We start from the raw sequence: 21,010 nt of genomic DNA, 5'->3' as shown, positions 1-21,010 counted from the left end.
GGGTAACGCAATTCGTCTAAAGAAACGCCAAAAGGCCGCGGGGATCGCTCCCCGCGGCGTTGTTTTACGCAATTAACAGTTGATGGTTCGCCAGCAGCGTCGCCAGATCCGTCTGCACGCCGTTCAGCGTCACCAGGGTGGTTGGGGAGAACTGACCGCCGGTACCGTCCAGGTCAACCTGAATCTCGGTATTGCTGCCGTTCTGCACCACGCGGATGTAATCGCTGATATTGCCCGCGCTGCTGTCCAGCGTGGCCACGCCGTTCACGTAGCTCGCCGAGCCCGTGCCGGTATAGCCGCTGCCGGAAAGCAGATCGCGCAGGTCAATACGATCCGTGTCCGCCGTCCCTTCCCAGGTGCCGACCGTAAAGCCGTTCACCACGTCGTGACCGTTACCGCCCGTGGCATCCGAGGCGTTGATCAGCTTGTAGAGCAGCGTATCGTGACCGCCGCTGCCGATGTTGAAGGTGTCGTTTCCGCCGCGGCCTTCGAACCGGTTATCACCGCTGTTGCCGGTGATGACGTCGTCGTAATCCGAGCCGTTAATCCCTTCAATGTTCAGCAGACGCGTGGTGCCGAAGCCGGTGTCCTGCGCGGTTGAGAGGCGCAGGTCAACGGTCACGCCAGAGGTCGCATTGCGGTAATCCACCACGTCCATCCCACCGGTGTTGCTCCAGGTGTCATGGTCGGAATGGGTAGTCCAGCCGCCGGAACCGTTGTAGGTATACGTGCCATTTTCGGCGATAAAGGTGTCGTTATACCCGGTTCCGGTAATGGTTCCGCTGTGGCCGCCGGTGGCCGCTTCGGCCGTCAGGACGTAGCCCTCTTTGCCGTTGCCCGCCTCCAGACCGCTCCAGGTGACGTTATCCGACACGCCGTTGGTGATCTTCAGGATCTCGGCCGAATAGGTTTCATTCGGATCCAGCCCGTAGAAACTCACCAGCGCCGACGTATCGTTCGACCCGATACCGGACTGGGCGTTGATGATCTGCGAGGCCACCAGCACGCCCGCGGCGTTGTAGAGGTTGACCGTATTGCCGTAGTAGGCGTTGATGCCCTCGCTGTCGACAATGTGCAGATGCATCGCGGTGCCGTCAGCAATGGTTTTGCTGTTTTGTACCAGCACCACCTTGCCGTTCTGCTGAGAGACCAGCAGGTCCTGCGCGCCGTCCCAGTTGTAGTCCACTGCCGCCACGCCGGTGGCGTAAGCAATGCCGGACGCCAGCTGGCTGGCGGTCCAGGTGGATCCGTAGCCGTTGTTGGTGAACAGCGTCGCCGTCTGCGAGCCGCCGTAGGTGCTGAGCTTGACGATGTCCATCTGCCCGTCACCGTTCCAGTCCACCGCCACCGACAGATAGCCCGCCGCTGCGTTAGAGGCCTCGACCGCGCTCTTGGTGGCCGAGAGCTTCCCGGTACCGTCGTTGTAGTAGATCACTCCGCCGTTGTTGTTGTAGCTGCTGCCCAGGTACAGATCCATGTAGCCATCGCCGTTGAAGTCCGCCCACGTCATGGACGCCGCCGTGGTGGTATTCGAGGCGTTGGCCACAAACACGTTCGTCAGGTTCTGACCGATGGAGAGCGTGCCGTTGCCGTTGTTGTTGATCACGGTTAACGAGTACGCGCCGCTGCGGTTGGTGTGCTGAACCACATCCACGGTGCCGTCATTGTTAATATCGACGCCGGAGATTTCACGCATGGTGGTGAACTGTCCCCAGAATCCCGCGCCGCCGTAGGTGCCGTCAGGCGAGAGTACCCCGTTGTTGTTGATCAGATAGGTAATGGAGTCCGCGCCGGAGTCACCGTACGCCAGATCCAGATACCCATCCCCGGTTTTATCGTAGGCAATCACGCCGCCGAACCAGATGGTGGTGCCCATTGCCAGCTGGCTGGCGTTATAGGTGCTGCCATCGTAGGTCCACATCACCTGCGTTGACCCGGCGTAGGTATTTTCCGTCGCGAAAATGTCCTGCGTGCCGTTACGGTCAAAGTCGGCGGCGGTCTGGCTCACCACGTAGTAGTTACGGGTGTTAGTCAGCGTATTGCCGGCATAGGTCGAGCTATCGCTGCTGGAGTAAGACTGGCCGTTAGCGATGATATTCCACAGACCGCTGCTGTTCATGCCGAGGGTCATGGTGGAGTTGTTGCTGTTCCCCGCCGCGGTTGCCCAGTCGGTGTTCACCGAGGTGGTATCAATCACCAGGCTGCCGGTCGCCGTACCGGTGGTGTTGCCGTTACCCGCGCTGCTCTTCACCTGCGCGGTCACGCTGTAGCTCGCCACGCTCAGCGCATCGCCGTCCGGGATCTGCAGATACCAGGTGTTGTGAGCCGGGTCGACCACCACCGCACCGCCCGTCTGGGAGGTGTAGGTTTTGCCGTTCACCGTCACCACCAGGTATTCACCGTTCACCAGGTCAGCGGAGACGGTACCGCTGACAATCGGGGTGGTATCCGACGTGGTCTGCGCGGTAATCGCCGCCGTGGTGGTCGGGATGCTGGTATCGACGTTCAGCACAAAGCCGTCCGATTCCGTGAAGTTTCCGGCCCTGTCGGTGACGCGCACGATGTAGGTGTGATTCCCGTCGCTCAGGCCGTTGTCCTGGAAGGACCAGCTTGCGCTGCCGTTCATGGTCACCTGGCCGAGCAGAACCCCGTCACGGTAAAGCTGCACGATCTCGCCGTCGTCCGGGGCGCGGTTCAGCGTCCCGTTGATCAGCGGCGAGTTATCGTCCGTGGCCACCGCGCTGCCAAAGGTGCCCTGGCGCTCGCCTTCGCCGTCGGTATAGCTCACGACCGTACCGACCGTGGTCGGCGGCGTGGTGTCTACCGTGACGACCTGAGACGCGGTGGAACCCACGTTGCCCGCCTGGTCGATAATCCGCACCTGGTAGGTGTAGTCCCCGTCAGGCAGATCGCGAGTATCGGTGTAGCTCCAGCGCTGGTTGGTGACCGTGGTATCAAGCCAGGTATTCCCGCCGTCCAGGCTGATCTGCACGCGCTCGTCGCTTGCCAGCGCGCTGCCCAGCGAACCGTTGATCGTCAGCGTGGTGTCCATGGTGATGAAATCACTCCCGGACTGGCCGGTATCGTCGCTGATGCTGTCGATGGTAACGCCGTACTGCGGCGCCTGGGTATCCACCGTCACCGCCTGCGAGGTGGTGGCCCCGACGTTCCCCGCCTGGTCGACAACCCGCACCTGATAGTTATGGCTGCCGTCGGTCAGGGCACGCGTATCGCTGTAGCTCCACTGGGTGCCGCTGACGGTGGCGTACACCCAGGTCGTGCCGCCGTCCATGCTCACCTGCACGTACTCGCCCGCGCCGAGTTCAGCGCCGAGCGTTCCGTGCAGGGTGTACGAGGTCGAACTGGTCAGGAAGTCGTTATTGTCGAAGCCGGTATCCACGGTGATGTTATCCACCGACACCGTGATCGCCGAATCCGGAGCAATCGTATCGACGGTCACCTGCTGATGGGCGCTGGCTCCCACGTTACCGGCGGCATCCACCACGCGGACGTAATAGTCATAGGTCTGGTTACCCAGCGTGCGGCTATCGACGTAGTACCAGCTGCTGCCGGTGACGATCACGTTCTGCCAGGTGACGCCGCCGTCGAGGCTGATCTGGGCGTATTCGCCGTCGGCCAGCGTCGCGCCGAGCGAGCCGTGCAGCGTCAGGGACGTGTCGCGAGTGATAAAGTCGCTGCTGCTCAGGCCGGTATCGTCGCTGATGCTGTCGATGGCGATCGTTTTGCTGGCGTCCGGTGCAACCGTATCAATGGTCACCACCTGAGAGGCGGTGGCGCTGATGTTGCCCGCATCGTCAATCACGCGCAGCTGGTAGTTGTAATCCCCGTCGGCCAGCGTGCGCCCATCGACGTACGTCCAGCTCAGGCCGCTGACGCTGACGTCGATCCAGGTGACGCCGCCGTCAAGGCTGATCTGCGCGTGGTCGCCGCTGCCCAGCGCCGCACCGAGCGTCCCTTTCAGGCTGATCTGGTTGTCGCTGGTGATAAAGTCGCTGCCGGACAGGCCGGTATCCTGCGTAATGGAATCCACGGTAATGGTGGTTGCCGCAGGCTTCGTCAGGTCAATCACCACGTCCTGGCTGTCCGTGGCCCCCACGTTGCCCGCGTTATCAATCACGCGGACCTGGTACTGATACGTCCCGTCCGTCAGGGTGCGGCCATCGGCGTAGCGCCAGGTGGTGCCGGTCACGGTCAGGTCGATCCAGGTGACGCCGCCGTCGAGGCTGATCTGCGCCTTCTCGTTATTGCCGAGCTGCGCGGTCAGCGAGCCGTTGACGACGACCTGGCTGTCGTTAGTGATGAAATCCGTTGCGCTCAGGCCGGTATCGTTTTGCAGCGAATCAATGCTGATCCCCATCGACGGCGCGGTGAGATCCACCGTGACGGTATGGTTATCGCTGGCGCTGTTGCCGATGGTGTTGCTCACCTGGGCGTTAATCACGTAAGAACCGCCGTCTGCCAGCGCGGCCACGTCAGCGCTGCTGACCGTGTAGCTCCAGGTGCCGTCATTCTGGACGGTAGCCGCATAGGTTTTACCGTTCAGCGTGAGGGTCACCGTCTGGCCCGCCGGGGCGTCGGTAGTACCGCTGACGACCAGCGGCGTGCCGTGCTCGGCGGCGTTGACGATGTCGTCCTGCGCAAAGGTGTTAATGGTGATGGTTGGGACATCGCCGTTCAGCGTCACGTCGTGCGTTGCGCTGCCCGGGTTGCCCGCCCTGTCGCTTACCGACGCGGTGATGGTGTACTCCCCGTCGCTCAGGCCGAGGAAATCACGGCCCGGTACGAAGACCGACCACGATCCGTCCGCCCCGACGGTCGCCTGATAGCTGTGCCCGTTGAAGGAGACGGTCACCGTCTGGCCCTGTTCCGCCGTGGTGGTGCCGCGGATGGTCTGGCCCGCCAGCTGCTCCGCGTTGTTGACGATATCGTCATCGGCCACGGTGCTGATGGTCACGGTTGGCGCGACGGTATCCACCGTTAAGGTGTGCGTGGTCTGGCCGCTGTTACCGGCTTTGTCGTTGACCGAGGCGGTGACCGTCAGCGCGCCCTGGCTCAGGGCGGCCAGGTCGGCTGCCGGCACGTCAAGCGTCCAGGTGCCGTCGCTGCCGACAAGCGCAGTGTAGGTTTTTCCTCCCAGCGTCACGGTAACGGTCTGCCCCGCCTCCGCGCTGGAAGATCCGTGCACGGTCAGCGGCTGCTGCGCTTCCGCGGCGTTCAGCATATCGTCAACCGACAGCGTCCCGATGCTCACCACCGGCGCAGTGGTATCCACGCTGATGCCGTGCGTTGCCGACGCGCTGTTGCCCGCGCTGTCCTGTGCCGACACCGATACCTGATAGCGTGCGCCATCGGCCAGAGCACCCACGTCGGCGGCCGGTACGGTGGTCGTCCAGGTGCCGTCGCTCTGGATCGTAGCCGTATAGGTCTTGCCGTTCAGGGTCACGGTGACCTGGGTCCCGCTGGCGAACTGCGCGCTGGAACCGTTAATCACCAGTGACGAACCGGCTTCAGCCGCGTTGATGACGTCGTCACCGCTAACGGTGTTCACCGTCAGCGCCACGGAGGCGGTGTTGACCACCACGTCATGGGTCTGGGTGCTGCTGTTACCCGCGCTGTCGGTAATGGTCGCGCTGAGGGTCACGGTGCCGTCGGTCAGCGCGGAAATCACGCTGGCCGGAACGCCCACGCTCCAGTTGCCGCTGGCGTCAACGGTGGTGGTGTACTGGTGCGAACCGAGGGTGATAACCACTTTATCACCGACGTTCGCGCCGGTTGCCGACCCGCTGACGATCTGCGCCTGGCCGTGCTCCACGCTGTTAATGACGTCATCGCCCGCCACCACGTTAAAGCTGACGGTCGGCGGCGTGGTATCAAGCGTAATCGTCTTACCCGCGCTGCCCGGGTTCCCCGCGGCGTCGCTCACGCTCACCTGCACGGTGTAGCCGCTATCCGCCAGTGCGGTCAGATCGCTGCCCGGCACGTTCACGCTCCAGACGCCGCCCTGCTGCACCTGGGCGGTATAGCTCTTCCCGCCCAGCGTCACGGTGACCGTCTGCCCGGCTTCCGCCGTGGTGGTGCCGGAGATAGCCACGCCCGCAGCCGCTTCGCTGCCGTTAATCACGTTATCGCCTGCGACCGTATCAATGGTCACGGCTGGCGCAGTCGCGTCCACGCTGTATTCGCGGCCCGCCGAGGCGCTGTTGCCGTGCGCGTTGGTGACGCTCACCTGCACGCTGGCGTCACCGTCCTTCAGGCCCGCGAGATCGGCGGAAGGCACGGTGGCCGTCCAGTGACCGTCAGCATCCACCTTCGCGGTGTACGTCTTGCCGCCGAAGGTAACGGTAACGGTCTGGTTTTCCTCCACGTTCGACGTGCTGCCGGAGAGCACCAGATCCACGCCCTTCTCCGCCGCGTTAATCACGTCGTCGGTGGCAATCGCATCGATGCTGATAGCCACCGCCGCCAGATCGACGGTCACGTCATGGCTGATGGTCACCGGGTTGCCCGCCGCGCTCTGGCCTGCAACGGTCACGGTGACCGTACCTGCTGCGAAGGCCGCGACGTCTGCCGCCGGGATCGCCGCGCTCCAGGAGCCGTCTGCCAGCACGGAGGCCGCATAGGTTTTGCCATTGACGGTCACGGTGAGCGTTGTGCCTGCCGCCAGCCCGTCGCTGGTGCCGGAGACGATCAGGTTTTGAGTATGTTCGATGCTGTTGATCGCATCGTCGCCCGCTACCGTATCGACGCGCAGGCCCGGCAGGCTGGCGTCTATAACGACTTCGCGCTCGCCCGTTCCCGTGTTGCCGTGGCCGTTGGTCACAGTCGCAGACACCGTCAGGTCGCCGTTGCCCAGCGCCGTCAGGACGGTTTCCGGCACGTTCACGGACCAGGTCAGATCGCTCTGCACTGTTGCGGTGTAGGTGTTGCCGCCAATGGTCACAGTGACGGTATTACCCGCCTCCGCGTTCGCGACCTTGCCGCTGAGGGTCTGGCCCGCGGCCACTTCCGCCGCGTTGATGACGTTATCGCCCGCCACGGTGTTGATGGTGACGGTTGGCAGCGCGGTATCCACCAGCAGGTTCGCGGTGTTGCTCACGCTGTTGCCCACGCCGTTGGTGGCGCTCGCGCTCAGGGTGTAATTCGCTTCGCCCAGACCCGCCAGATCCGCTGCCGGAACGGTCAGGCTCCAGGTACCGTCTGCCGCCGTCGTGGCCGTGTAGTTTTTGCCGTTGAGGGTCACGGCCACCACGGTGCCTTCTGCCAGATTGGCGCTGGTGCCGCTGACGCGCAGATCCTGACCCTTCTCTACCGCGTTCAGCACGTTGTCATCGCTGATGGCGTTGAAGCTGACCGAAGGCAGACCGGTATCGACGGTCACGTTATGCGTGCCGGTGCCGGTATTGCCCGCCGCGTCGGTAACCGATGCCGTGACGGTCACGCTGCCGTCGCTGAGGCCGGAAATCACGCTTGCCGGTACGCCCACGCTCCAGTTCCCCGCCGCGTCCAGCACGGTGGTGTACGTCTGACCGCCGATGGTGACGGTCACCTTATCGCCCGCTGCCGCGCCGGTGGCGGTGCCGCTGATGATGTGCGCCTGGCTGTGTTCTGCGAGGTTAATGACATCGTCGCCCGCCACGGTGTTGATGGTCACCGCCGGAACGGTGGCGTCCACCGTCAGGTTGTGATCAACGGACGCCGGGTTGCCCGCCTTGTCGCTGACCGATGCGGTAACGGTCACGCTGCCGTCCGTCAGGGCCGCAACATCGGACGCCGGAACGTTCAGCGTCCAGCTGCCGTCCGCGCTGACGGTGGTGGTGTAGTCTTTGCCGTTCAGCGACACGGTGACCGTCTGGCCCGCTTCGGCAGAGCTGCTGCCGGACACGGTCAGATCGCTCTTCGCTTCGGCGGCATTCAGAATGTCGTCCGTCGCCAGGGTGTTGATCGTGACGGTCGGCGCGGTGGCATCCACGCTGTACTCACGTCCCGCCGAAGCGCTGTTGCCGTTCACGTTGGTGACGCTCACCTGCACGCTGGCATCGCCGTCCTTCAGGCCAGCCAGATCCGCAGACGGTACGGTCCAGGTCCAGTTGCCGCTGTCGTCCACTGTCGCACTATAGATTTTGCCGTTCAGGCTGATGGTCACGGTCTGCCCGGCTTCCACGTTGATGGTCGCACCGGACAGTACCAGATCCGCGCCCTTCTCCGCCGCGTTGATCACGTCGTCGGTCGCAATCGGATTGATGCTGATGGCAACGGTCGCCAGATCTACCGTCACATCGTGGCTGATAGTAATCGGGTTACCCGCTGAACTGTCGCCGGTAACGCTGATTTTGACGGTGCCTTCCGGCCACGTGCTCACGTCCGCTGATGGAACAGCCGCGCTCCAGCTGCCGTCCGCCAGCACCGTGGCCGCATAGTCTTTGCCGTTGATGGTGACGGTCAGCGCCGTGCCCGGTGCCAGCCCGTCGCTGGAGCCGGTGACAATGAGGTTCTGCGCATGCTCAATGCTGTTGACCACGTTGTCGCCCGCCACGGTATCGACGCGCAGGCCCGGCAGGTTAGCGTCGATCGCGATCTCGCGCTCGCCGGTCCCGGTGTTACCGTGGCCGTTGGTAACGGTCGCCGTCACGCTCAGGCTGCCGTTACCCAGCGCCGTCAGCACGTCAGACGGCACGTTGACAGACCAGGTCAGATCGTTCTGCACCGTTGCGGTGTAGCTGTTGCCGCCAATGGTCACGGTCACGGTATTGCCCGCCTCCGCGTTCGCGACCTTGCCGCTGAGGCTCTGGCCTGCGGCCACTTCCGCCGCATTAATGACGTTATCGCCCGCCACGGTGTTAATGGTGACCGTTGGCAGCGCGGTGTCTACCAGCAGGTTCGCGGTGTTGCTCACGCTGTTGCCCACGCCGTTGGTGGCGGTCGCGTTCAGGGTGTAGTTGGCCTGACCCAGACCGGCCAGATCCGCCGCCGGAACCGTCAGGCTCCAGGTGCCGTCTGCCGCGGTCGTCGCCGTGTAGTTTTTGCCGTTCAGGGTCACGGTCACCACGGTGCCTTCCGCCAGGTTGGCGCTGGTGCCGCTCACGCGCAGATCCTGACCTTTTTCCACCGCGTTCAGCACGTTGTCACCGCTGATGGCGTTGAAGCTGACCGATGGCAGACCGGTATCGACGGTCACGTTATGGCTGCCGGTGCCGGTGTTGCCCGCCGCGTCGGTGACGGACGCAGTCACGGTCACTGTGCCGTCGCTGAGGCCGGAAATGACGCTGGCCGGTACGCCCACGCTCCAGTTCCCCGCCGCGTCCAGCACGGTGGTGTAGGTCTGGCCGCCGATGGTGACGGTCACCTTATCGCCCGCGGCCGCGCCGGTGGCGGTGCCGCTGATAACGTGTGCCTGACTGTGTTCAGCCACGTTAATCACATCGTCACCCGCGATGGTGTTGATAGTGACCGCAGGAACGGTCACATCCACCGTCAGGTTGTGGTCCACGGACGCCGGGTTACCCGCCTTGTCGCTGACCGATGCGGTCACGGTGACGCTGCCGTCGGTTAATCCTGCCAGATCGGCCGCCGGAACGTTCAGCGTCCAGCTGCCGTCTGCGCTGACGGTGGTGGTGTAGTCTTTGCCGTTCAGCGATACGGTGACCGTCTGGCCCGCTTCGGCGGTGCTGGTACCGGACACGGTCAGATCGCTCTTCGCTTCGGCGGCGTTCAGAATATCATCCGTCGCCAGGGTGTTAATCGTGACGGTCGGCGCGGTGGCATCCACGCTGTACTCACGTCCCGCCGAGGCGCTGTTGCCGTTCACGTTGGTGACGCTCACCTGCACGCTGGCGTCGCCGTCTTTCAGACCCGCCAGGTCGGCGGCTGGCACCGTGGCCGTCCATTTGCCGTCGGCGCCGACGGTCGCGGTGTAGCTCTTGCCGCCGAAGGTGATGGTAACGGTCTGGTTTTCCTCAACGTTCGAGGTCGCCCCGGAGAGCACCAGATCCGCGCCCTTCTCGGCGGCGTTAATCACGTCGTCTGAAGCAATCGCATCGATGCTGATGGCAACGGTCGCCAGATCTACCGTCACATCGTGGCTGATGGAAACCGGGTTACCGGCGCTGCTCTGGCCTGCAACGGTCACGGTGACCGTACCTGCTGCCAGGGCACCCACATCCGCAGCCGGGATGGCCGCACGCCAGGTGCCGTCGGCCAGCACGGTGGCCGGGTAGGTTTTGCCGTTTACGGTGACGGTCAAGGTGGTACCTGCGGCCAGGCCATCGCTGGATCCGGTCACAATCAGATTCTGCCCGTGCTCGATGCTGTTGATCACGTCGTCGCCCGCCACGGTATCCACGCGCAGGCCCGGCAGGTTAGCGTCGATCGTGATATCGCGCTCAGCGGATCCGCTGTTGCCGACACCGTTGGTCACGCTGGCGGTCACCGTCAAATCGCCGTTGCCCAGCGCGGTCAGAACGGATTCCGGCACGTTAACGGACCAGGTCAGATCGCTCTGCACCGTTGCGGTGTAGCGGTTGCCGCCAATGGTCACGGTCACGGTGTTGCCCGCCTCGGCATTCACCACCTTACCGCTGATGGTCTGGCCGGCAGCCAGCTCGGCGGCGTTAATCACGTCGTCACCCGCAATGGTGTTGATAATCACGCCCGGCAGAACGGACTCCACGTTTACCGTGTGCGACGCGCTGGTGCTGTTGCCGACGCTGTCCGTGGCTGACGCGGTGACGGTATAAAGTGCCTCGCCCAGCTGACCGACTTCGCTCGCCGGAACGGTGGTGGTCCATTTTCCGTTATCGTCCACCTGCGCACTGTACGCTTTGCCGTTCAGCATCACGGTCACTACCGCGCCTGCCGCCAGGCCGGACGCCGTACCGGAGATCGTCAGATCCTGGGTTTTCTCGGTGCTGTTGATCACATCGTCACCGGAAACGGTGTCAATGGTCAGCCCCGGCGCGGTCAGGTTCACCGCCACACCGTGCGTGGCGCTGTTGCTGTTGCCCGCTTTATCGGTCAGCGCCGCGGTAATAGTGTAATCCCCGGCGGCCAGCGCGGTAACGTCTGCCGCAGGCACGCCCACGCTCCAGTTGCCGGAGGCATCCAGGGTGGCGGTGTACGATTTGCCGTTGAGGGTGACGGTGACCACGTCGCCCGCCGCCGCGCCGGTCACGGAGCCCGTGACAATCAATGCCTGCACGTGCTCGGCGCTGTTGATCACGTCGTCGTCGGACACGGTGTGAATGGTCAGCTGCGGGACGGTGGTATCGACCAGCACGTCGCGATCCGCGGAGGCGGGGTTGCCCGCCTTGTCCGATACGGCGGCGCTGACGGTGTAGTTCCCGTCGGAAATACCGCTCAGATCCGCGGACGGCACGGTCACGCTCCAGCTGCCGTTTGCCTGCACGGTGGTGGTGTAGTCCACGCCGTTCAGGGTCACGGTGACGGTCTGGCCCGCTTCGGCGTTGGTTACACCATTAACGACCAGATCCTGCTGCGCCTCGGCCGCATTGATGATGTTATTGTCGCTGACGATCTCGATAGACACCGTCGGCGCGGTCGCGTCCACGCTGTACTCGCGGCCCGCCGACGCGCTGTTGCCGTTCACGTTGGTCACGCTCACCTGCACGCTGGCGTCGCCGTCCTTCAGGCTGCTGAGGTCGGCAGACGGCACGGTGGCCGTCCAGTTGCCGTCGGCATCCACCGTCGCGGTGTACGATTTGCCGCCGAAGGTGATGGTAACGGTCTGGTTTTCTTCCACGTTGGTGGTGGAGCCGGACAGCACCAGGTCCGCGCCTTTCTCCGCCGCGTTAATCACGTCGTCAGAGGCAATCGGGTTAATGCTGATGGCGACTGTCGCCAGATCCACCTTCACGTCATGGCTGATGGAAACCGGGTTGCCCGCCGCGCTATGACCTTCAACCTTCACGGTAACCGTGCCCGCGCCGAGCGCGCTGACGTCGGCCGCCGGAATGGCCGCCGTCCAGGTGCCGTCCGCCAGTACGGTGGCCGCGTAGGTTTTGCCGTTGACGGTGACGGTCAGCGCCGCGCCCGTTGCCAGACCGTCGCTGGAACCGGTGATAATCAGATTTTGAGCGTGTTCGATGCTATTGATCACATCGTCGCCCGCCACGGTATCGACGCGCAGGCCCGGCAGGTTGGCATCAATGGTGATGTCGCGCTCGCCGGTGCCGGTGTTGCCGTGGCCGTTAGTGACGCTGGCTGACACCGTCAGATCGCCGTTACCGATGGCGGTTAAGACCGAGGACGGCACGTTGACCGACCAGCTCAGATCGTCCTGAACCGTCGCGGTATACGTATTGCCGCCGAGGGTAATAGTGACAGCGTCACCGCTCGCCGCACCGCTCACTTTCCCGCTCAGGGTCTGTCCGGCAGCCACTTCCGCCGCGTTAATCACGTCGTCCGTCGCGACCGGATTGATGGTGACCTGCGGCAGCGCGCTGTCAACCAGCACGCTGTGGCCGGTGCTCGCGCTGTTGCCCGCGGCGTCAGTTACGCTCGCCGTCACGTTGTAGCTCGCTTCGCCCAGCGCCGAGACGTGTGCCGCCGGAACGGTCACGCTCCAGTTCCCGCTCGCGTCGGTGGTGGCCGTATAGTTAATCCCGTTCAGGGACACCGTAATGGCGGTTCCTTCCGGCTGGTTGCTGGTGCCGGACACCTGCAGATCCTGGCCTTTCTCGGCCGCATTGATCACGTCGTCAGCCGCCAGGGTATTGATGGCGACCACCGGCGCGGTCAGGGAGACGTCAAATTCGTGCGTCGCAGTGGTGCTGTTACCGGCTTTGTCGGTGAGGGTCGCGGAGATCGTCTGGTCGCCGTTGACCAGCGCGCCCACGTCCGCCGCCGGAACGCCCACGCTCCAGCTGCCGGACGCGTCCAGCATGGCGGTGTAATCTTTACCGTTCAGGGTCACGGTAATCACGTCGCCCGCCTGCGCGCCCGTCACCTTACCGGAGACGATCAGCGCCTGGCCGTGCTCGGCAATATTCACGATGTCGTCGCCCGCGACGACGTTGAAGCTAATCTGCGGTACGGTGGTGTCCACCAGCACCGAGGAGCCCGCGCTGGCCGGGTTACCTGCTTTATCGGACACGGTCGCCGTGACCGCGACGCCGCCGTCGGTGATACCCGCGAGATCGGCCGCAGGCACGTCGAGCGTCCAGCTGCCGTCCGCCTGCACCTGCGCAGTGTACTGATTGCCGTTGAAGGTCACGGTGACCGTCTGGCCCGCTTCGGCAGTAGAGGTCCCGCTCAGGGTCAGATCCTGCGCCGCCTCTGCCGCATTCAGCATGTTATCGCCGCTGATGGTGTTGATGGTCACCGTCGGCGCGGTGGTGTCGACGCTGAATGCCTGCGCCGAAGACGCGGCGTTGCCGTTCACGTTGGTGACGCTGACCTGCACGCTGGCGTCGCCGTCTTTCAGGCCGCTCAGATCGGCAGCCGGAACGGTCCAGGTCCAGTCGCCGTTGGCATCCACCGTCGTGGTGTACGTTTTTCCTGCGAAGATAATGGTGACGGTCTGGCCCGCTTCAACGTTAGATGACGTGCCGGACAGCACCAGATCCTGGCCTTTTTCCGCCGCGTTAAGGACGTTGTCGTCGGTCACGCTGCTGATGGTGATGGCAACCGGCGCGAGATCGACGTCCACGACGGTCCCGATAGCCACCGGGTTGCCGGAGGCATCCTGCGCGCTTGCCTTGATATCCAGCGAGCCATCTGCCCACTGGGACACGTCAGCCGCCGGTACCGCGGCCTGCCAGGAGCCGTCCGCCAGCACCGTTGCGGAATACGCTTTTCCGTTGATGGTCACGGTGACGGCGCTGCCCGCCGCCAGATCGGTGCTGGTGCCGGACACAATCAGGTTCTGAGCGTGCTCAATCACGTTGATCACGTCGTCGCCTGCGACCGTATCAATACGCAGCCCCGGAAGCTGGGCGTCGATGGTGAAGTCGAGCGAAGAAGAACCGGTATTGCCGTGCGCGTTGGTGACGCTGGCCGATACGGTGAGATCGCCGTTGCCCAGCGCGGTCAACTGGCTCTGGGTTAACGGCAGGCTCCAGGTGAGATCGTCCTGCACGGTGGCAGTAAAGGTCTGGCCGCCCAGGGAAATCGTGACAGTGTCACCTGGCGCCGCATTTGTCACCTTACCGGTCAGGGGTTGCCCTGCCGCCACTTCCGCCGCGTTAACGATATTGTCGCCCGCCAGCGTGTCGATCGTTACCACCGGCAGCGAGCTGTCCACCAGCACATCGTGCGAGGTTGAGGCGCTGTTGCCGACGCTATCGGTGACGTTCGCCGTCACGGTGTAATTCGCTTCGCCCAGCGCCGAGACGTTTGCCGCCGGAACGGTTACGCTCCAGTTTCCGCTGGCGTCAGCGGTAGCCGTGTAGTGAATGCCGTTCAGGGTCACCGTAATGGTCGTGCCTTCCGGCTGGTTGCTGGTGCCGGAAATCTGCAGATCTTCGCCTTTCTCTGCCGCGTTGATCACGTCGTCCGCCGCCAGCGTGTTGATACCGATGACAGGCGTCACGGTATTCACCACCACATCCAGTGAACTGCTTCCGGTATTGCCGGATCGGTCGGTCACGGAGACGTCGATGGTCCAGGTACCGTCCGCCAGCCCCTGTACGACAGACGCCGGCAGGCCAAGGCTCCAGTTGCCCGCCGCATCCACCACGGTGGTGTAATCGACGCTGTTAATAGTGATAGTCACCCGATCGCCCGCTGCCGCCCCGGTGACGGAGCCGCTCAGGATCTGCGCCTGTGCATGGGCGAGCTGGTTAACGGTATTGGTGTCGGTGACAAAGTCGTTAATGGTCACCTGCGGCACGGTGGCGTCCACCAGCCCAACGCGGTCGGCGCTGCTGCTGTTACCCGCCACGTCGCTTACGGTGGCCGTCACGGTCACGATGCCATCGTTGAGGGCACCGACGTCAGCCGCCGGTACGATCAGCTGCCAGGTTCCGTCCGCCTGAACCGTGGTCTGATACGTTTTGCCGTTCAGCGTCACGGTGACCGTCTGGCCCGGTTCCGCAGTACTGGTGCCGCTTAAGGCTAAATCCTGCTGCGCCTCAGCCGCATTGATGATGTTATCGCTGGTGAGGTTATCGAGGGTAATCGCCGGCGGCAGCGTATCCACCGTGACCACGCGCGACGCGTCGGCACTGTTACCGTTGACGTTCGTGACGCTGACGCTCACCTGCGCCCGCCCGTCGATCAGGGTTTCCATGGCGCTGGCGGGCACGGTCAGGCTCCAGGAGCCATCCTGCTGCACCTGGGCGGTAAAGGTCTGGTCGGCGAATTTCACCACCACGGTCTGCCCCGCCTCCACGCCCTGCGTCTGGCCGGAGAGAGTTAAATCGGCACCTTTTTCTGCCGCATTCAGCAGGTCATCGCCGGAGACGGTATCAATGGTGACCGCCACGGCGTTGAGATCGAGTTCAATCGGGTGTTCAGCCGCAACGGTATTGCCCCAGGCATCTTTTGCGCTGACGCTAACCGTCACCTCTCCCGCGGTCCAGGCCTGCAGGTCCGCAGCAGGAACGCCAATGCTCCAGCCGCCGCTGGCGGTAACCACGGCGTTATATTCGACGTTGTTAATGGTGACGACGATCGGCGTGCCCGCGGCCAGGTGGGTGCTGGCGCCGGTGACGGTCAGATCCTGCTGCTGTTCGATGGCGTTGATCACGTCATCGCCGGAAATGGTGTTCACGCGCAGGCCCGGCAGCTGTGCGTTGATGTTGATATCGCGCTCGCCGGTGCCGGTATTGCCGTGCGAATTGGTCACCGACGCGGTGAAGGTTAAATCGCCGTCGCCGAACGCCTTAAGATCCGCTGACGGGATTTTCACGCTCCAGGTCAGATCGCTGCCCACCGTGGCGGTGTAGCTCTTGCCGCCCACGGTGACAGAAACGGTATCGCCCGCCGCCGCGCCGGTAACGCGACCGCTGAGGGTTTGATCGACACCCGCTTCGGCGTTATTGACCAGGTTGTCGCCCGCAAAGGTGTTGATGATCACCTGCGGCAGCACGGTATCCACCAGCAGCGTCGCCCCGGCAGAGCCGCTGTTACCCACGCTGTCAGTGCCGCTGACGCTGACGGTGTAGAGGGTGTTCGCCAGATTCAGCACGTCGGAAACCGGCACCTGGACCGCCCAGATGCCGTTTTCAACGGTGGCCTGATAGCTGACGTTGTTCAGCGTCACGGTAATAGCGCTGCCGTCAGGCAGGTTGCTGGTACCGGTCAGGCTCAGCGGCTGCATCGCCTCCTGGGCATTCAGCACGTTGTCCTGGCTAATGGCGTCAATCGTAAATTCTGGCGGATTGCCGCTCAGCGTAATGCCGTGCGTGGCGCTGCCGGTGTTGCCTGCCGCGTCGGTCACGGATACTGAAATCGTGTGGTTGCCTTCACCCAGCGCGCCCAGCACGGATGCCGGAACGCCGACGCTCCAGCTGCCGTCCGCCAGCACCACGCCGGTGAAGGACTGGCCGCCAACGGTCACGGTGACCACATCGCCTGCCGACGCGCCGCTCGTCTGCCCGGAAATAATCTGCGCCTGGCCCTGTTCGCTGGTGTTCAGTATGTCGTCGCCCGCCACGGTATTGATGGTGACCACCGGCGCGCTGGTATCCACCGTGAAATCTGCGGTGACAGACGAACCGTTGCCCGCTTTGTCGCTGACGTTCACCGTCAGGGGGTGATTACCCTCGTTGAGCGCCTGCACGTCGTCCGCAGCAAGCGTGACGGACCAGGTACCGTCGCTGCCCACCGTGGCGTTGTAGTTTTTACCGTTCAGCGTGACCGTGACGATCTGACCGGCTTCCGCAGTCGTTTTGCCGGTCAGCGTCAGCGGCTGGCTGTGCTCGGCGGCATTAATGATGTTGTCCTGCGCGAGGGTATCGACAGAGAGGGTTGGCGCGACGCTATCCACGCCGATTGTCTGGCTGCCGCTCACGGTGTTACCCGCCGCGTCTTTGCCGCTGACGTTGACCGTCCAGGTGCCATCGCCCAACGCCTGCGCGTCGGCCGCGGGCACGTTAACACTCCACGTCCCGTCAGCCCCCACTTCCGTCGTATAGGTTTTACCGTTCAGCGTCACGATGAGTGCGGTACCCTGCGCCAGATTCTTGCTGGCACCGGAGAGCGTAAAGCCCGCGGATTGCTCGCTGGCGTTAAGCACGTTGTCGCCCGCCGTGGTAGCCAGCGTAATGGCAGCCTCGGCGGTCGAGACCGTTACGGTAATGTTGCCCGCATCGGTGGTTTTACTGCCGTCGATCTGCACCACCGACCAGGTGTGTTCCCCGTCCGTCTGGGTCGGTAATTTTACCGTCCAGGTGCCCTCTTTACCGACCATGGCGCTGGCGATGGTGCTGCCGCTGCTGTCTTTAATCTGGATGGTCGCGCCCGGCTGACCGGTACCGCTAAAGGTTGGCGTGTTGTCGTCCGTGATCGCGTTTGCTGTCAGCACGCCCTGCTTGTCGCCCGCTTTATCCGACAGCAGGAAGGTTGGCGTGGCGCTTTCCACCTCTTTCGTATTATCAATAACTTTTGTTTTAGTCTCGCCGTCGCCGCCGTTTGCCAGCAGCGCCCCGATGGCACCGCCGCCTAATGCAGCTCCCGCAATCCAGCCCCACGGGGCGTCGCTTAAGACGCTTCCCTGCTCGAGGAAAGGTTGAATGCTGCTAATCGGTGTGGCCTGCGCGGTTAGCTCGGTCACCGCAACGCCTGACGCTTCCCCGGTATCGGCAAAAGAAATATGCGTCAGTTCCTGACGATCGTTGAACACCAGCTCTGACTGGTTGTGCGTCTCAGGATCTTCAACAAAATAGTTATTGCAGCGAATCACGCTGCCATCTTTCATATAAATGAGGAGATCTTTACCCTGGCGGACATATCGCACCACATCCTGAGCAGAACCCTGGATTTCAATCACGCTCGGGGAGGAAATAGAGACCGACAAATTTCCTTCGCCGGTTAATTTCGTTTTCTCCGCCGTTTTGCGAATGATGACATCAACAACCTTTATGTTACTCATATTTCTCTCCTTGCAGGTGTGCGGATTCCTGTGGATATGTCCACCAGACGGATGTAGCTATCCCTGGGAAAAAACACCCATTATTTTCAGACTTATTTTGCGCGACAATGCGCGTCTTTTTTTAACTCAAATCGGGTAGTTTTGCGGCAGCGTTTTTCTCTATTCCAATAAGCGGCATTAAATTATCAACCGCGGAAGCATAATTAATTGCTGAACTCCAGCCATCATACTCAGCGATTATTTTCGCCGAGGTGGCCTGCCAGACATCCTGCTCAACGCTGAGCAGATCGTTAATGCTCCGCTTGCTCAGGGTGTACTCATTTTTATAAACATCACGGGCGCGCAGCGCATTTTCCAGCTGCTGTTTCCCGGCCTCCATTCTTCCCCGCGCGCCGGTCCAGTCCGCCTGCGCGACGGAGGCTTTTTGCAGGACGTCGAAACGCGCCTGATCGACCTGAGAGGAGGCCATCGCCCGCGCGCCTTCAGCCTGCCGCACGCGTGCAGAGACCGCGCCGCCCTGATAAAGCGGTGCGTCAATGTTGAGTTGGATCTGGTCGTCCCAGTACGAACGGTTGTCCGACTCGTAACGGGTACGTCCGCCCTTCAGGCTGAGGGTCGGCCAGTGCTGGGACTTCGCCGTCTCCACGCCATACTGGGCAGAGCGCTCCATGTTTTGCGCGGCCATGACCGCCGGTATCAGCGAATAATCAATGCGGTTGAGCGAATCAGGTTCAACCGCGAGGTTTGCGGGTACAGGCGAATAGTTTTCTGCCTGCATGCCGGTTAATACCGCAAGCCTTGCGCGGGCGCTGTTTAAGGCGGCCTGATACTGCGCGACCGTTGCCTGCATACCGGCAATACGCGTGCGGGTCTGGAGCTCATCGGAGGTCGAACTCACGCCCGCGTCGGCGCGCAGCTTTGCCAGCTGCTCAACATTTTTCAGCGCCTGAACGTTCTCCTTTGCTGCCTGCAGCAGATCGGCATAGCGTTTGACCTCGACATAGCTCAGCGCCGTTTTTTCCGCTACGTCAGAGAGCGTGCTCATCAGCTGGTAGCGATAGCTATCGCGCTGGGCGGAAGACTGGCTGATGCTGTTATTGGTCTTGCCAAAATCATAGATCAGCTGCGTCAGGCTCAGTCCCCAGGCGGCTGAATTCTTCAGCGACCCGCTGGAATCGGTGGTCTGGCTATGGCCCGTGCTCCCGTTCAGCGATATTTGCGGCATCCAGCCGCTGCGCGCTTCATCTATTTGTGCCTGACCAATACCGAGCTGCGCGGCCTGCTGACTAATAGACGGATCGCGATCGATAGCAAAAAGAATACTTTCTTTTAAGGTGGTCCTGGCAACCGGGGCAATACCCACCTGATTACTATTGGCGTACGCCGTATTTATGGCTAATGAAATGAATGCCAGCGCTGCTGTAAATCGGCGTAACATTGGCTTTCGTAATATCGTCATTTTATCTCCCTGACTCTGAGTGACACTGAAGCAATTACCCAAAAAGAGGTATAGATAATTAGACAAATATCTTTTTTAGCATCCTTGCCGAATTTTAGGTAAAACTCCCCATACCCATTTCCCCCTGGAGATGAGATCTGCCTGCGTCTTATTTAATTAAGAATTTACTTATTTCCTAAAGTGGTTAGCAGCATAACAAAATGTGTTATAGGCCACTACACCCACAATGTTAATGTGGTGTTACAATTAAGAAAAAAGATGGGGTTTCTGGACAAAACTCTTAAAATGACCTTTCAGATGAAACATATAAACCGTCTGTTATTTAAGGAAAATTCTTAATTTGCTCCCTGCACATTTTTGCGTTAATTTCCGCGCGGGTCAGACACAAAGATTTTCAAAGAAGTGTCAATTTAAGTAGCCAAACAGGATGAATTGGGATTTATCGCTATTAAAAAACTAATTAAAGAAATTAATAGCTATGAATATCTATTTTGTCGAAACTTAACTCCAGACAATGGTGTTGTACTGGTTACATAATCCAAACCGTTAAATAAAACATAACAATAACATTATGATTAACATTCAAAACGGCTTGCTTATACCTGTTTAATAAAATTTTAATAATCACGCATCTGAATCATCACCTCACTCCGCGACATCAAAACCACGTTGCCCTTCTCTCTGCGTTAAAATGCTGTATTATGCAAACTATTGCGATATTTTGCAGGAATGTAACCGATGCACAAAACTGCACGACAGCGCCACGTTCTGGATATCCTGAGCGAGCAAGGCCAGGCCAGCATCACCGAACTGGCAGAAAAGCTGCAGGTTTCAGCCGATACCATCCGTCGGGATCTGACCGACCTGGAGAACCAGGGCCTGGCGCAGAAGAACCACGGCGGAGCCATCGCGCTGAATCTTTCCGCCATGAACCGTCAGGGCCGCAATACGCTGCTGCCGGAAACCAAACAGCGCCTCGGAAAACAGGTCGCCCAGCAGGTCCCTGCGGGTTCTACCCTGTTTCTGGATGCGGGCAGCACGGTAATGGCTGTCGCCTCCTTTCTTCGCGGGCCGCTCACCGTCATAACCACGTCGCTGGATATCACCCAGCATTTTAGCGACCGGGAAGACGTTGAACTGATCCTGCTCGGGGGAAATGGGACCACCAGCAGCGCCTGTTTGCCGGAAGCGCCACGTTGTCGTTGCTGTCCCGTTATCGGGCAGATATCGCCATCCTCGGGGCGTGCGCCATTCATGCCGAACTCGGTTTGAGCGCCGGTAAAGAAGCGGATGCCGAGGTTAAGCGCGCGATGCTTGACGCGAGCCATGCGCACTGGATTGTTGCCGACCACCTGAAGGTCAACCGCTGCGAGCCGTATCTGGTTTCCGGGTTATCCAACATTCAACAACTCTTTTTAGATCGTCCCTGGCCTGAGCTTGGGGACCCTGGCGCATTGCAGGTCACGGTGTGCGCGAATTAA

General features: G+C 61.6%; 2 protein-coding genes and 2 pseudogenes. 1 reads left to right on the top strand and 3 read right to left on the bottom strand.

Annotated elements, in window-relative coordinates:
* Nucleotides 1–64 precede the first annotated feature (64 nt).
* The 3 genes and pseudogenes from BFV67_RS10220 to BFV67_RS10215 all read right to left on the bottom strand — a co-directional run bounded on the left by BFV67_RS10220 (nucleotide 65) and on the right by BFV67_RS10215 (nucleotide 19,529).
* A complete protein-coding gene (locus tag BFV67_RS10220; RefSeq protein WP_472323099.1) occupies nucleotides 65–15,541 on the bottom strand; it encodes an Ig-like domain-containing protein in 15,477 nt (5,158 codons plus the stop codon).
* 18 nt (nucleotides 15,542–15,559) lie between these two features.
* Nucleotides 15,560–18,070: pseudogene (locus tag BFV67_RS24970) on the bottom strand (Ig-like domain-containing protein); the annotation flags it as partial.
* A 121-nt stretch (nucleotides 18,071–18,191) separates the two neighbouring features.
* Nucleotides 18,192–19,529 (bottom strand): TolC family outer membrane protein, encoded by a 1,338-nt coding sequence (locus BFV67_RS10215; RefSeq protein WP_008502300.1) that lies wholly within the window; start codon nucleotides 19,527–19,529, stop codon nucleotides 18,192–18,194.
* Nucleotides 19,530–20,267: 738 nt separating this feature from the next.
* Between BFV67_RS10215 and BFV67_RS10210 the strand changes: the two are divergent.
* Nucleotides 20,268–21,010, top strand: a pseudogene (locus BFV67_RS10210) (DeoR/GlpR family DNA-binding transcription regulator).

The organism is Enterobacter roggenkampii, assembly GCF_001729805.1.
Classification (GTDB): Bacteria; Pseudomonadota; Gammaproteobacteria; order Enterobacterales; family Enterobacteriaceae; genus Enterobacter; species Enterobacter roggenkampii.
This window is presented reverse-complemented; position numbering and strand designations above follow the sequence as displayed.

Bases quoted from the DNA above. Each gene is read 5' to 3' on its own strand.
- BFV67_RS10215 (WP_008502300.1), bottom strand. From the start codon at position 19,529: ATGACGATATTACGAAAGCCAATGTTACGCCGATTTACAGCAGCGCTG.